At 66.2% G+C, this 14637-nt stretch carries 14 protein-coding genes; 7 read left to right on the top strand and 7 right to left on the bottom strand.

The window, feature by feature from the left end:
- Positions 1–38: 38 nt before the first annotated feature.
- Positions 39–620: a TetR/AcrR family transcriptional regulator gene (locus BLS50_RS32620; RefSeq protein ID WP_175849094.1), complete on the bottom strand. Its 582-nt coding sequence runs from the start codon at positions 618–620 to the stop codon at positions 39–41.
- 255 nt (positions 621–875) lie between these two features.
- Between BLS50_RS32620 and BLS50_RS32615 the strand changes: the two genes are divergently transcribed.
- From BLS50_RS32615 to BLS50_RS32605, 3 genes are all read left to right on the top strand, one after another.
- Positions 876–1979, top strand: a complete 1104-nt coding sequence (locus BLS50_RS32615; protein ID WP_074807857.1) for an alpha/beta fold hydrolase — start codon at positions 876–878, stop codon at positions 1977–1979.
- A 307-nt stretch (positions 1980–2286) separates the two neighbouring features.
- The gene (locus BLS50_RS32610) at positions 2287–2490 is read left to right on the top strand and encodes a cold-shock protein (RefSeq protein WP_011549079.1); all 204 of its coding nucleotides are present in this window, start codon (positions 2287–2289) and stop codon (positions 2488–2490) included.
- Positions 2491–2765: 275 nt separating this feature from the next.
- Positions 2766–2990 carry a hypothetical protein gene (locus BLS50_RS32605; RefSeq protein ID WP_011549078.1) on the top strand — a complete coding sequence of 75 codons (225 nt, stop codon included), beginning with the start codon at positions 2766–2768 and terminating at the stop codon, positions 2988–2990.
- A 183-nt stretch (positions 2991–3173) separates the two neighbouring features.
- Here the strand turns inward: BLS50_RS32605 and BLS50_RS32600 are convergent, their stop codons facing one another.
- A complete protein-coding gene (locus tag BLS50_RS32600; protein ID WP_074807854.1) occupies positions 3174–4094 on the bottom strand; it encodes a LysR family transcriptional regulator in 921 nt (306 codons plus the stop codon).
- A 96-nt stretch (positions 4095–4190) separates the two neighbouring features.
- Between BLS50_RS32600 and BLS50_RS32595 the strand changes: the two genes are divergently transcribed.
- Entirely contained in the window at positions 4191–4805 is a 615-nt protein-coding gene (locus BLS50_RS32595) for an NIPSNAP family protein (RefSeq protein WP_074807851.1), read from the top strand.
- A 66-nt stretch (positions 4806–4871) separates the two neighbouring features.
- Here BLS50_RS32595 and BLS50_RS32590 read toward each other — a convergent pair whose 3' ends face one another.
- Positions 4872–5765 carry a LysR substrate-binding domain-containing protein gene (locus BLS50_RS32590; protein WP_074807848.1) on the bottom strand — a complete coding sequence of 298 codons (894 nt, stop codon included), beginning with the start codon at positions 5763–5765 and terminating at the stop codon, positions 4872–4874.
- A 95-nt stretch (positions 5766–5860) separates the two neighbouring features.
- On the opposite strand from BLS50_RS32590, the gene BLS50_RS32585 reads away from it, so the two are divergent.
- Complete coding sequence (locus BLS50_RS32585) at positions 5861–7057, top strand: MFS transporter (protein WP_074807845.1); 1197 nt, start codon at positions 5861–5863, stop codon at positions 7055–7057.
- Here the strand turns inward: BLS50_RS32585 and BLS50_RS32580 are convergent.
- A complete protein-coding gene (locus BLS50_RS32580) occupies positions 7041–8252 on the bottom strand; it encodes an ATP-grasp domain-containing protein (protein WP_074807843.1) in 1212 nt (403 codons plus the stop codon). The genes BLS50_RS32585 and BLS50_RS32580 overlap by 17 nt on opposite strands.
- A gap of 37 nt (positions 8253–8289) precedes the next feature.
- Entirely contained in the window at positions 8290–9234 is a 945-nt protein-coding gene (locus BLS50_RS32575) for a hypothetical protein (RefSeq protein ID WP_074807839.1), read from the bottom strand.
- Between the two features lie 147 nt (positions 9235–9381).
- Here BLS50_RS32575 and BLS50_RS32570 point away from each other — a divergent pair, with 147 nt between their 5' ends.
- Positions 9382–10257: a LysR family transcriptional regulator gene (locus BLS50_RS32570; RefSeq protein WP_074807836.1), complete on the top strand. Its 876-nt coding sequence runs from the start codon at positions 9382–9384 to the stop codon at positions 10255–10257.
- An 18-nt stretch (positions 10258–10275) separates the two neighbouring features.
- Here BLS50_RS32570 and BLS50_RS32565 read toward each other — a convergent pair whose 3' ends face one another.
- Both BLS50_RS32565 and BLS50_RS32560 read right to left on the bottom strand, forming a co-directional pair.
- Entirely contained in the window at positions 10276–11544 is a 1269-nt protein-coding gene (locus BLS50_RS32565; RefSeq protein ID WP_074807834.1) for an ATP-grasp domain-containing protein, read from the bottom strand.
- Positions 11545–11595: 51 nt separating this feature from the next.
- Positions 11596–13038 carry an MFS transporter gene (locus tag BLS50_RS32560; protein WP_074808710.1) on the bottom strand — a complete coding sequence of 481 codons (1443 nt, stop codon included), beginning with the start codon at positions 13036–13038 and terminating at the stop codon, positions 11596–11598.
- 395 nt (positions 13039–13433) lie between these two features.
- Between BLS50_RS32560 and BLS50_RS32555 the strand changes: the two genes are divergently transcribed.
- Entirely contained in the window at positions 13434–14555 is a 1122-nt protein-coding gene (locus BLS50_RS32555; protein ID WP_074807831.1) for a TauD/TfdA family dioxygenase, read from the top strand.
- The last annotated feature ends 82 nt before the right edge of the window (positions 14556–14637 follow it).

The raw sequence follows: 14637 nt of genomic DNA, 5'->3' as shown, positions 1-14637 counted from the left end.
GCGCAAGGCACGACGCATGACGAGAACATTGGGCCGGATCACCCCTCGGAAGCGCCCCATCCCTGGCTGCTGACATCTGCCAGCGCGTCGAACACGGCCGGCGAGCGTTCCAGGCGCGCGACCGTGCGGGCGCCTTCGAGCGCGGCGACCAACGCGGTCGCGGCCGAGGATGCGCGTGCGGCAGCGAAACCGCACCCCCTGAAATGCGCCGCAATCACCTCGGTCGAATCGGCAAACCCTCGCGCCACCCGCTGGGTCAACTCGGCGTCGAGCGCGGGCAGTTCGTTTGCCAGGTTTTGCATGAGACACCCGTACTGAAAATCGGTAGCGACCATTTCGGCCGCAAATGCGCTGAAGATCTGGCGAACAAAATCCAGCGCATGGCCGGTCGTATCAGCCGAGATGTTCTGCAAGACGGCAATTCGATGGGTGACGTAGTTATCGATTGCTTCCTCGGCGAGTTGGGCCTTGCCGCGAGGAAAGTGAAAGTAGAACGACCCTTTGGGCGCGCCGCTTTCCTCGAGGATCTGGGTCAGCCCGGTCGCCGTGTAGCCCTGGATGCGGAACAGCCGTTCGGCCGTGGCAATCGCGCGAGCGCGAGCGTCAGTCTTGCGTGTCATGCGGGAAAAGTACCACGTTCCGCTTGACCGGTCTATGGCGATCGCCATACTATGGTGATCACCATATTTCGGAGCTCGACGATGCCCGTCGACAAGAGCAAACCATCGGCGCCGCGACGAACCGTCCTGGCGATGGGCGCGGTCGGCCTGGTTGCTGCCTTGCTTCGACCTGCGCGCGCAACCCCGACAGGAGAGAGTGATTTGGCCACGCCGACATACGGTGCAGGAACGCTTCCGAAAGGAGTGCGCTCGCGCATGATCCATGGGGTGAACGGCCTCGATGTTCACATTCTCGAAGCCGGTCATGAAAGTGCCGGCCGGCCGCTCGCGTTGCTTTTGCACGGTTTTCCGGATCTGGCCTACGGCTGGCGGCATCTCATGCCCATCCTGGCCGACGCGGGATACCACGTCGTGGCACCCGACCAGCGCGGTTATGGACGTACCACCGGTTGGGCGAACGACTATGACGCCCCGCTCGGGCCCTTCAGCCTCCTGAATATGACGCGCGACGCCCTCGGACTGGTATCGGCGTTGGGGTATCGGCATACGTCGATGCTGGTCGGGCACGACCTCGGCTCGCCCGTGGCGGCGTATTGCGCGCTGGCGCGGCCGGACGTCTTTCCGTCAGTGGTGCTGATGAGTGCGCCGTTCCCTGGTCCGCCGGCGCTACCATTCGACACGGCGCGAAACGAGACATCGTCGGCTCAACCGAACAGCGAAGGCCGGAAGTTGGCGGCCGCACTTGCCGCGCTCGATCCGCCGAGAGCGTATTACCAGCAATACCTGTGCACACGGAACGCCAACCGGGACATGTGGCACCCGCCCCAAGGTCTATCAGCGTTTCTTCGTGCATTTTTCCACGTGAAGAGCGCCGACTGGCCGGGCAACAAGCCGCATCCGCTGAAGGCGCTCACGGCCGCGGAGCTGGCGCAAATGCCCACGTACTACGTGATGGATCTCGGCAAGACGATGCCCGAAACCGTCGCGCCATTCCAGCCGTCCGCCGCCGACATCCTTGCCTGCACATGGCTTACCGACGCGGAACTTGGCGTATACACGGCGGAGTATGGCCGCACCGGGTTTCAAGGCGCGCTTCAGGCTTATCGTGTCTTGTCCGATCCCGACCTGAATGCTGAGTTGCGCCTGTTTTCGGGCAGGACGATCGACGTCCCGTCGCTCTTCATTGGCGGCAAGCGCGATTGGGGCACCTATTCGGCGCCGGGCGCGCTCGATCTGATGAGAACGAAGGCGGCGACGAGCATGCGCGGCATCGAGCTGATCGACGGCGCAGGTCACTGGATCCAGCAGGAGCAACCGGGCAAACTCGGCGAGCTGCTGCTCGCCTTCGCGAAGGCGTGAAGCGGGGCGGTGTGGGTCCAGTCGTGACGACAGCCTCCGGCTTCGCTGCCCGCGGTCGGGGAGTCACGTCTGCGATGCGGAAGGGCGTCTCGATGTCGGCGCGTCGAGCTGGATGTCACACAGTTACAAGATAGTCGTTGACGCAGCCATCGCCTGCCGTTAGTGTATGCACCGAAGTCCAAGAAGTCCGATTGCTGTTCATCAATTGCTGCTCCTCCTCAGCGGTATTCGTTGTCCTCTCCCTCCTTGACGCTTCACGCGCTCTTCATCAGAGCAACTCTTCGTATTTTTTTCTCAAGGAATCTTCATGGATACCGGTATCGTCAAGTGGTTCAACGACAGCAAAGGCTTTGGCTTCATTACTCCGGACAAGGGCGGCGACGACCTGTTCGCTCACTTCTCCGAAATTCGTGCCGACGGCTTCAAGACGCTGGCTGAAAATCAAAAAGTGAGCTTCGAAACGAAGCAAGGCCCGAAGGGTCTGCAAGCGGCGAACATCAAGCCGCTGTAAAGTTTGAAGGGCCCGGCCTCCCACGACGGACGCCGGGTCGCAGCGACATCCCAACGGAGCTTCGCCTCCCCAAGTTGGCGCGATCGCCTTGAGCTGTATCGAGTGATTCAGCTGGCCGAGCGTCACACGTCTCGTTGCACTTCATTCCCCCTCCGGCCGCAACGCCTTATTTTCGCTTTCCGACTGCGTCAGATTCAGTCCGCAATGGCTTTGAATCGGTGTATCCGTGCGCATTTCGCACGGCACGCGCGCACTCGAACATCATTAAAATTAAAATGCACAACAAACGAATTCAACAATACAACGGCTATGCCGTCCAACCCTCGGCGCATCGCTTGCCCGACGGTAGTTTTTCATCCAACCTCCTGCTCGAACGCGCCGATAGCACGCACGACGAAGGCCGCTATCAGTTCTATTCGCTCGATTACTTCACGAGCGAGGCACAGGCGCTCGCGCATTCGGCACGCTGGGCACGCAACTGGGTCGATTCGCGCGGCTAACGGCAACGCCCTGCAGTCGGCGGAGGCGGCGCGATCCGATTCGAGCACCGTCGCTTCGGCGCCATTCCGTCGCAGGCCGGTGCAGACGAACGACCACGGTGGGTGAAGGCGGAAACGCGCATCGGGTCGAAATCGCGAGGTGTCGATGAAATACGACGCCTTGCCCGACCGGCGGTCACCGCCTCACGTCCGACAGGCCGTTTCGGCGCCGAACCGGTCGACCACGAATTCAGTGAAGCTGCGAAGCTTCGGTGATTGCTGCCTCTCCTGAAGATAAAGCAGATTCATCGTCCGTTCGGGGCCGGCGAAGTCCGGCATGATCTCGATGAGGCGCTTCTCGCGAATGTCGTCGCGTATCAAGATGGAAGGAAGCATCGCGATACCCAGCCCTCTCAGCGCCGCCCGGCGCAACGCGTCCGCATTGTCAATTTTCAGTCTGCCGTCCACGGACAGGCTCATCGGCCCATCCGGGCCTTCCAGCGTCCATTGGGTTTGCGCCGCGTGCCATTCCGATCGGGGCGGATATGCATAGGTCAGGCAATGATGCTCGCCTAGCGCGTGCGGCGTAGCCGGCGCGCCATGTTCGTGAACGTAAGCGGGCGACGCACACAGCACCAGCCGATATGGCGCCAGCGGACGCGCCACCACATCCGGGTTGGCGAGCGTGCCGATGCGAATGGCCGCCTCGAAGCCTTCGTCGAACAGATCGGCGAGCGAATCGGTTGCGACGATATCGAGCTTGATCTCGGGGTAGCGCCGGTAATAGTCCGCGAGCGCGGGAATCAGGCACTCGTTCGTAAACACGACAGGCGCGGTCACGCGCAAACGCCCTCGTGGCTGCTTCAGGTGAGCGAGCGCGAGCTGTTCCGTGTCGTCGACCAGACCGAGAATTTCGACGCATCGCTCGTAGTAAGCGTGGCCGAACGCGCTGACTTTCTGCTTGCGGGTCGTGCGGTGCACGAGAACCGCGCCCAGCCGGCTTTCCAGAGTCTGAAGGTAGTTGCCGACCATGGTCGGCGACAGATCGGACGCTTGCGCGGCCGCCGTCAGGCTACCCGTTTCCACGATACGGACGAATACTGCCATCGCCTTGAGGAGATCCATTACGCAATGCTACTGGATTCTGTTTCAAGGTGCGGCGCGTTTATCGGCCACCGGTTTGGAAATACAGTGCGATAGACGAGCGAAAGGAGAGCAGAAATGCCGTATGAACTCACAACGTTGTCGTGTCCGCTTCTGGACCAGGACAGGGTGTCCGGCCATGCGCATCGCTGGGTATCGGATGCCGGCGCGCAAGGGCGGCTGCTTGGCGCATGGCGCACGGAAATCGGTGAGCTATCGCGGATTGTCGTGCTGCGTGGCTTCGAGACGATGGATGAATTGCAGCATGAACGCGATCGGGCGTTGAGCGCCGCGCGACCTTTCGGAATTGAAAGCGCGTCCGTTCGATTGACGATGGAAAGCTATGCACTTTTTCCTTTTCTACCCGACATCGAACCGGGTGCATTCGGCGGCTTTTACGAGATTCGTCGTTACTGGCTGAAAGCCGGCGGTATTGCGCCGACCATGGCCGCGTGGGAACGTGCGGTGGGCCCGGCCAAGGCCTATACGTCGCATCTCGTCTGCAACATGTACGCGCTCGATGGACCGCCACGCATCACGCACATCTGGGGATTCTCGAGTCTGGAAGAACGCATGGCGTTGAGAAAGCGGCACTACGCCGAGGGTCTGTGGCCGCCGGCAGGCGGGCCGGAACAGATCGAAAGGGCGACGTCGACGATCGGCTTGCCGGAGACGTGGTCGCCGTTGCGCTGAATGCGCCGCTCGCGCTGGATGTCACGTATTTTCCGCTCGGGTGATCGGGGCTTGTGTCAACAGGACCTAGCCGCGCGTGATCGACCTGGCAAACTCGATGAACTGCTCGACGCAGCTCGACGAGAACGGTTCGGGCCACGTAACGACCAATTCCAGAACGTGCGGCCTCGCCAGCGGCACGTAAGCGACGCCCGAGCGTTGCAACGTCGACGTGAAGCCGGGCACGATGGCGACGCCGCGTTCCGCGGCCACCAGCGACACCAGCGTCGTGATCTGCGACGCGGTCGGCCCTGTCCGCGGCGTAACGCCCTCTTGCGCGCACAGATCCTCGAGCGCGGCGTTCAGCGCGGAACCGTAACCCGCGGGAAACGTGACGAAGTTCTCCTTGACCAGTTCACGGAACTCGATCGTCGCCTTGTCCGCGTATTTGCTCCGGGCGGGAACCGCGGCGACGAGCGACTCCCGCGACACGACGAGGGACCGGATGCGCTCCCCGGGTGCCTTCGCCGCTGACCAGCCGAATCCGACGTCCATCGTGCCGTCGGCGATCTGCTGGCGCTGAGTGGCGGTCGATACTTCCCGAAACGCCAGCTCGACTTCCGGCATGCTGCGGCTCGCATTGCGGATGATGTCCGAAAACGCGTCGGACATCGGAATGGAACTCGCATAGCCGATCACGACGCGACCGACCACACCTTGCGCCATCTTGCGCGCCGTTGCCTCCGCCTCGTCGACTGCATGAATGACGCTCCTCGCGTGTTCGAGGAACAGCGCGCCTGCCGGCGTGAGCTGCACCGCACGTGTCGATCGTTCGAACAGCCGGATACCGAGGTCGGCTTCCAGCGCGGCGATATGGCGCGTCAACGGCGGCTGGGCGATACGCAAACGCAACGCCGCGCGTCCGAAGTGCAATTCTTCGGCGACGGTCACGAAATAGCGGAGGCGGCGTAGGTCGAGCATTCTTGTCGTTTCGGTATCAATGGCCACGAAATCAGTATTGGCACGCGTGTCGTCCACTCGTCAGACTGTCACCCACACCAGAGAGGGCGTCACCAGTGGGCAACAGAACCATCCGATTCGCATTTTTCCTGTGCGGCTTCGCGGCTTTTCTCAATCTCTATTCGACGCAGGGCATCCTGCACGAACTCGCCGCGGCCTTCAACGTGAGCGCGGAACGAGCAGGCCAGGGCATCAGCGCCACCACGTTGGCGGTTGCCATTATCGCGCCGTTCGTCGGTGCGCTGGCTGCCCGCTTCGATCGCCGAACGGTGATTTCGTGGGCTGCCGTGGCGTGTGTGCTTCCCGTCGTGTGGTCGGCACACGCGGCGAGCTTCTCATCGTTCCTCGCCGCCCGCTTTGCGGCGGGCATGCTGATGCCGTTCATCTTCGCGATCTCGATCGCCTGCATCGGCGAGATCTTCAGCCACGACGCGGCGACGGAGGTCAGCGCACTCTTCGTCGCCGGCACGACACTCGGCGGCTTCGCCGGACGCTTCGTGACCAACGTGCTGACGTCCGGGTTCGGCTGGCGTCACGCGCTCGATTTCATCGCGTTCCTGTGTCTCGCAACGGGCCTCGCGATCCACGCGTGCCTGCCGTCGTCCGGCGCCGCGCGTCCGGAAGGCGAGGGAGCGTCGACACCGCGCTGGAAGCTCCTGACGCGCGGCCCGCTGCTGGCCTCGTTTCTGGTCGGCGCATGCGTGCTCGCCTCGCAGGTCGCGACGTTCACCTTCGTCGGACTGCGGCTGGCCCGCGCGCCATTTGGCTTCAATACGGTCGAGATCGGCGCGATCTATGCGGTGTTTCTCGTCGCGGTCGTCGTCACGCCGCTCGCGGGCCGCGTCGCGGCGAAACGCGGCCCGCGCGATCTCGCGCTCGCGGCGACCGGGCTCGCGATGGTCGGTGCATTGCTGACCTTGTCGGGCAGTATCGTCGCGATCCTGACCGGTCTCGCGCTCAGTTCAACCGCGGTGTTCGTCGAGCAGGCGTCGGCCAATGCGTTCATCTCGCGCGCGGCACCGGGTGCAAGATCGACGGCGATTGGCGTCTACCTGTCCTTCTATTACTTTGGCGGCAGTCTCGGCTCGGTCCTGCCCGTTCCCGCATGGAATCGGTGGGGCTGGGTGGGCTGCGTCGCATTCGTCGTCGTAGCGCAGGCGATCGCAGGCGCGCTCGTGTTTTTCTTCTGGCGCGGGACGCCTCCCGCCGGCGCAAGCAAACCACGCTCACCTGAAGTCAGGCTGACTCGGTAGTCGACTTCGATTCACGGCGCTCAGCCGCCGCTCCTGCGCCGTTCGCCGCACCGTGTGCTGCCGGCAACGCAACCCGCACATAAAGAAACGCACGCCGCTCGCGATCGGGCAGCACTTGCGGCCCGTAGCTGATCCTGACCGCGCCATCGTCGAGCTCGCCCGCCTGCGCGAAACGCCACGCACGGGGATCGCTGTCGAGCAGGAATTCGGCGCGCGCATACGCGTGCGGCTCGAACAGCTCGGGGATCGTCACCGCCTTTCCGTCGAGCTTGTCGAGCAACGCTTCGACCACGTTGAAGCCGTAGCCGTCGCGCACGATGTCGCAGATGAAGCTGCCTGCGATCCGCGGATTCAGTTCGATCACGTGCGGCACGCCATCATGCACGATGCAGTCGAGATGCACGGGCCCCCACGTGAGCCCGGCGGCGGCCGTCGCGCGCGTGCCGACGTCGATCAGCGCGCGTAGCGTGTCGGCGTCGAGATCGAGTTCCGACGTATACCCGCGCTCGAGAAAACCGGCACCATGCCGCTTCAGCTTGCGCAGCGCGCCGACGTAGCGGCCGTCGAAATACTCGACACAATATTCGCTGCCCGTCAGGAACTCCTCGATGACGACGCGTTCGGTTGCAAGCGCGGGTGCGTCGGCCTGCGCGGCGGCGGCGAGCGTGTCGAGCTGCGCGCGCACGGCGGCGATGTCCTCGCAGCGGCGCACGCCGTCGCTCGCGGAGCCTTCCGACGGCTTGACGACGACCGGGAAGCGCAACGGGGCAGCCGCCGCCGCGAGCGCCGCCGGCGCGGCCAGCGTACCCGCGACGAACTGCGCGGCCGGGATGCCGTGCTCGGCGAGCAGCGCTTTCTGGTTCGACTTCGACACCGCATACGCGACATGCCGCGCATCGGGGCCGGGCAACCCGAGCGCATCGGCGACCCATGCCGCGGTGCGCGCATAGGTATCGTGCACGGTCGTCACGCGCAGCGTGTCGAGTTCGTCCGGAAAGTGCGCGCGCAGCCAGCCGGCGAGCTGGCCGGCGTCGGGCGCGAGGTTGACCGTCTCGACGCCGTCGGGAAACACGCCGTCGAGACGATGCCCGGGCGCGGTGATGACGGTCACGGCCACCTGGCGTGCGAGGGCGGCGCGCACCAGCGCGATGCTGCTGCCGGTGGCGCGTGCGCCGATCACGATGAGTCGCTTCATGAGGAATCCTTGATCGAGGGCGGAAGGGGGAAGCCGGCTAGCGTGCGCGCCGACGCAGGCGCTGCGCCTCGAGGCGCGGCAGCAGATGCTGGACGACGCGCGGCAGCGTATAGATCGGCAACTGCGCGCACGCGAACACGAGCGCCATGGTCGGCGTCGCGGCCAGCCCGAGCGCGGCCCACATCAGCCCGACGTTGCGATTGGCGACGATCAGCGCGACGTTCAGGCGCGTGCGGACGTCGCCGGGCGTGAGCCCGTACGCGACGATCTGAAAACCCGCGTTGACGGCGAACGCGAGGGCGATCGCGGTCAACGCGCGGTGCGGGGCGTCGACGATCGACTGCTGCATGCCGGCCATCGTGCCGAGCGCGAATATCAGTAGCGCAACGACGACGATGGCGTCGATCGGTGTCGCATGGCGCGCGAGCCGTGCGCCCGCAAAGCGCCGCACGAGCAGCGCGACGCCCTCGGCGCTGCCGATCAGCAGCGCGAGCCGCAGCGCGAGGCTCGACGGCGAGATCGACACCGCCGCGTCGTGGCTGAACCAGGCGGTCAGCAGCGGCGCGGTCAGCGGCACGAACACCATCGACGCGAGGGTCGCGACGAGCGCGACACTGGCGTCGAGCGACAGCATCCGCGCGATCGTCGACGTGCCGCTCGACGGCGGCGCGCAGTAGGCGATCACCAGTGCCACGACCCAGTCGTACGGCAGGCCGGCGAGCCGCGCGGCGACGCCGAGCGCGACCGGGCACGCGATCATCGTCATCGCGGGCAGCAGCAGCGACACCGCGGGCCGTCGCGCGACCGCGCGCACGGCGCTCGGTTCGACGCGCAGCAGCGTGCCGAGCACGAACACGAACACGGTAACGGGCATCAGCGGCCGCGCGAGCGCCGCGAGCGGCGGCACCAGCAGCCCGAGGCCGACGCCGCACGCGAGCACGGTCGGACCGCGCCGCACCAGCGCGGCGATCAGTGTACGCACGGACGAACCTCGGGCGGGCGGCGAACGGGCGTGAAGCCGGAGCAGGCAGCGGATGGCATGCGGATTCCTCGGAACATGCCCTAGGCTAATCCGGATGATGGGCGAAGTAAAATGATATAAACTGAATCGGTAACAAGAGAAATCGATATGAACATCCCTCTGCTCGAAACTTTCCGGGCCGTCGTGCAGGAAGGCAGCGCGTTGCGTGCGGCCGAACGGCTCGGCTGCACGCAATCGAACGTCACGGCGCGGCTGCGTCAGCTCGAGGAGTCGCTGGATGCGCCGCTGTTCGACCGGCACGGCAAGCGGCTGGTGCTGAACGATGCCGGGCGCCGGCTGATTCCGTATTGCGATCGCATCCTGCGCCTCGTCGACGAAGCGACGCAGGTGGTGCGCGAAACGCCGGTTGCCCGCAGCTTCCGGCTCGGTTCGATGGAAAGCACGGCCGCCACGCGGCTGCCGGCGCTGGCCGCCGCGCTGAAGGAACGCGATCCGGCGCTCGGCCTCGCGGTGCAGATCGGCAGCGAGCCGGATCTGGCCGAGGCGCTGCTGCGCGGCCGGATCGACGCGGCGCTGACCGCACGGGCGGTGGTCCGGCCCGGGTTGCGTTACGAGCCCGCGTTCGCGGAAGACATGGTGCTGGTGAGCGCGGCGACCGTCACGCGCCGGCAACTGCTGGCCGACAACACGGTGCGCTTGCTCGCGTTTCACGATGGCTGCCCGTATCGCGCGGTCGCGGAGCACTGGCTGAAGGCGCGCGGCGTCGCGATCGAATCGGTGTCGTCGTTCGGCACGTTCGGCGCGATCCTCGGCTGCGTGGCGGCCGGGATGGGCGTCGCGATCCTGCCGAAGCGGATCACGACCGAACACGTGGCGCGCAAGGAAGTGCGCACGCATGCGTTCGACGATCTCGACAGCGTGACCACCTACCTCGTCACGCCCGACGAAGCGCCTGCCTTGCCCGAGCTCGACGCGTTGCGCGCGGTGCTCGGCCGGCAGGCGGGGGCGCTGCTCGCGCGCTGATACACGCATGACGCGGCCCTAGGCCGGCGCAACCGCGCCTTCGTCCGCGAAGAAATCGGCCTCGATCTCGCGAATCCGCCGGCAATCCTCGAGCAGCCGCTCGAAGGTCGGGCTGTACAGGCCGACCGTGCCGAGCGCGGTTTGCAGGTCGGTGGTCACGCGCAGCGTGTCGCCGACCTTGATCCACTGCTTGAGCCCGACGAACGACGGCAGCGCCTGGATCGCCTGCCACGTGAAATCCTGCCGCAGCACGCCATTGCGCGACGACAGCAGCAGCACGTGCCCGCAGTACCCGCGAAAATCCGTCGGTGCGGTGACGTCGCCGAACAGCCGCTCCGGATGCAGCACCGCTTCGACGGCGGCCGACACGTGATTCTCGCCGCTGACCGCACTCGTCAGCCGCGGATCGAGGCTGCCGTGCAGCCGCGCATTCAGCTCGACGATCGTCGGGCCGTCGGCCGTATCGAACAGCTCCAGGTGGGTCGGCCCGAAACGCACGTCGAGCGCGTCGAGCACATCGGCCGCGTAGTCGAGCAGCGGGGCGTAGCGCGGGTCGGCGTGGTTCAGCACCAGCATCTTGTCGAGCCGCGGCGCGTGCGTGCGGTCGCGATGCACTTCCCACAGGCTGACCACGCGGTGCCGGCCTTCGAACGATACCGAGTCGACGATGTATTCCTGCCCCTCGGAATAGCTCTGGATCACGATGTCGTCGTTCGGCTGGTTGTACAGCGAACGGGTGGCCAGCACGTCGCGCGCGGCGGCCTCGACCTGCTCGAGCGTCCGGCAGATCTTCACGCCGGCCACGCCCGCGCTGCGCGCCGGCTTCACGACGAGCGGCAGCGTGCCGTGCGCGCGCGCCCAATCGAGCGCCTCATCGACCGACGTGCTGTGGAAGTGCGCCGGCGCGCGCAGCCCGGCCTGGCGAATGCGTTCGTTCATCGCGAACTTGTCGCGCCGCGCGGCGGAGGTCGCGAGCGGGTTGCGCGACGGCACGTCGAGCCGCTCGGCCAGCGTGTCGGCCAGCTCGAGCGCCGCATCGAGGCCGTGCAGTACGGCGCCGATCCGCAGATCGCTCAACTGCGCGAGTGTCGCGTCGATGTCGCCGCGATGCTGGACCTGGCGGATGTAGTCGGATGGCACGAACTGGTTCCGGTAGATTTCCGGCAGATCGGGGTCGCTGATCACATGCACGCAACGGATGCCGTATGCACGAAACGCGGGGGCCAGGTAGGCGGCGGTCGATGCGCCGTCGACGATCAGGACGGTATCGATGAAGCGATGCTGCATGGATTCCTCGCTCGGATGGGGATCGGTTGAAGGAGGTCGGCGACGGCGCGCTCAGGGCCGCGTGCCGGTACCGGATGCGTCGCGGGGCCAGCGTACGGCCAGCACGACACAGATCGCGACGAGCACGGCCGCGATGGCAAACGCATGCGCTGCGCCGGCCACGATTGCCGCGCCCTGGCCGGCGACCAGCGCGCCGAGTGCCGCGACGCCGATCGCGGCGCCCACCTGGCGCGCGGTATTGAGGATCGCGGACGCGGTGCCCGAACGGCCGGCCTCGACGCTGCCGAGCATCGTCGACGTCAGCGCGGGAATCGCGATGCCGCCGCCGATCGCCATCGCCGCGAGCCCGGGCGCCAGCAGCAGGTACGGTGTGTGCGCGGCGAGCGTCTGCCACAGCCACAGGTAGCCGGCGAGCGAGACGGCGAGGCCGATGATGACGGTCGCGCGGAAGCCGTAGTGGACCGCGAGCCGCGCGCTTGCGATGTTGGCGAGCATGATGATCGTGAGCGGCGCGAGCGCGAGCCCCGATTCGGTCGCCGTGAAGCCGCGCGCGTTCTGGAAATAGACGCTGAGCGAGAAGATCAGCCCGTAGAACGCCGCATTCGTGACCGCACCGATCGCGAGCACGCCCGGCACGCGCGGGACCTGGAACAACGCGAGCTGCAGCATCGGCGCGGCCACGCGCCGTTCGATCGTGACGAACAACGCACCGAGTACGGCCGACGCGATCAGCGCGCCGGCCGCATACGGGTCACCCAACCCATGTGCGCCGGCCCGGATGATCCCGCCCGTCAGCAGCCCGAGCACTAGCACCGCGACGAACTGGCCGGCCGGATCGAACAGCCGCGTGCGCGCGGCGGCCGAATCCCGCACGTGGCGCAGCGTGAGCCACAGCCCGAGCGCGCAGATCGGCAGGTTGATGAAGAAGATCGCGCGCCAGCCGAGCGAATCGATCAGCAGGCCGCCGAGCGTCGGCCCGGCCGCGCTGATCGCGCCGCCCGTCGCGCTCCACCACGCGACGGCTCGCACGCGGGCGGCGGCATCGTTGGCGCAGGCATGGGTGATGAGCGCGAGCGACGTGGGCAGGATCATCGCGGCGCCGACGCCCTGCGCGACCCGCGCGGCGACCAGCGCGGCCAGCGACGGCGCGAGCGCGCAGCCGAGCGACGCGAGCAGGAACAGCGCAAGGCCGTACGCGAACAGCCGGCGGCTGCCGAAGCGGTCGGCCAGCGTGCCGGAGGTCAGCAGCAGCGCGGCGAACGACAGCGTGTACGCATCGACGATCCACTGCAGCCCGTGGATGCTCGATCCGAACGCGTGGCCGAGGCTCGGAATCGCGACGTTGACGACGGTCACGTCGAGCTGGACGATCGCGAAGCCGAGGCTCGCGGCCGCGACGGTCGGGAAGATCGCGCGCAGCGACGTGCGGGGCGAATCCGCGGCGGCGGTCGGCACGCGGTCGATGCGGTCGAGCGTCGGGGCACGGTCGCTCATCGCGGCTCCCGGGGCGGGCGGCAAGTGTGCGGCGGCAGGCGGTATCGATTCATCGGGCGGGTTTCCGTATGGCGGATGAAGGAAGCCGGCTACCCGTCGGGCGCTGGCTGCATCGTCGAATCCGACAGAAAACTAGCACCGACCCGTTGGCGAATACAAATAATAAGCAGCGATTTTTTAACAAGTATTCGTGTTAAGGGATGACGCCATGGACGTGAACCGGTTCCGCGAGGATTGCTGAACTTATATCGATAATTTTTGTTTGCAATCGAATTAATATCATTTCGAAATGCAATGACGGTCTCCTAGTCTTGTCGAGCGCTTCGCCCCGAGGACGGTGGAGCGCGGCGGTGTGCCACGCCGCTCTTCGAACCAGATCTTTATACGAGAGACCTATGACCTATCTCGCAGATGCACGCATCGCTTTGACGGCAGCGGAATCCGCTCACATTCGCCAGACGCTCGGCGCGCTGGCCTACGACCCGGCCGGCGGCGCAGGCTATATCAGCGCAGTCCGCAAGCTGGCCTACAACGCGTTTCCCGACCGGATCGTCGACGCATTCGATCGTGCCAAGGCGCCGACCGCGGACGCACACGGCTCGATCGAGATCGACAACCTGCCGATCGACGACGACGTGAAGGGCAGCCCGCGGTTCGAGGAAACCGGCCGCTCGTTCAAGGCCGGCGTGCTGAGCGAGAACGTGCTGGTCGCGTTGAGCACGCTGGCCGGCGAGCCCTATTCGATCGCACACGAGGGCCGCGAGCTGGTGAACAACCTGACGCCGCACAAGGCGACCTCGCGCGACTACACGGGCCTCGGCTCGGAGGTCGAGCTCGACTTTCATATCGAGAACGCCGCGCAGGCGCACATGCCGGAAGGCGACACGTCGCCGTTCGCGCTGCTGCTGCTCGGCGTGCGCAGCGAGGCCGGCGGGGGCCCGTACACGCGGCTCGCCGATGCGCGCCGTGCGCTGCAACTGCTGTCGCCGGACGATATCGCGCAACTCTACGGCGAGCACTACATCATCCGCGTGCCGTACCGGTGGCGCGGTGCGGCGCCCACGCCGCGCGACAACACCGACCTGAGCGCCGTGCTGTCGGGGCCGCTCGATGCGCCGCGCGTGACGGTCGCGTTCTATCCGGACATGGTGCTGGCGGTCAACACGCGCGCGCAGGAAGCGCTGGCCAACCTGTATCGCGCGGTGCGCGAGGTGTCGTTCGGCGTGCAGGTGTCGCCGGGCAAGCTGGTGCTGATCAACAACCACTTCACGCTGCATTCGCGCGACCGCTTCGATCCGCAGTACGACGAGAACGACCGCGCGTTCCGCTGGGTGCAGCGCGTGTTCGTCGCGCGCAGCCTGTGGAATTTCCGCGCGTTCACGCCGCTGCAGGCGCGTGTGTTCGACCCGAAGGCGCTGTATGCGGGCGAGTCGGTGCAGGCGAGGCAGCCGTCGCCCGTCGTGCAACCGGCGCCGCAACGTGCGGCCGCGGTCGAACTCGAAGCGACGCCTGCGTGATCGATCCGGCTGGGCAGCGGCCGGCGCCGGCCGTTGCCGACCCGCTGCCCGCCCTCGCTCCATGCATCCTCGAATAAAAACA

Origin of the sequence: Burkholderia orbicola (genome assembly GCF_900100915.1) — a bacterium.
GTDB classification, from domain to species: domain Bacteria; phylum Pseudomonadota; class Gammaproteobacteria; order Burkholderiales; family Burkholderiaceae; genus Burkholderia; species Burkholderia orbicola.
The sequence above is the reverse complement of the archived record's forward strand: the minus strand, read 5'-3'. Positions and strand labels throughout refer to the sequence as shown.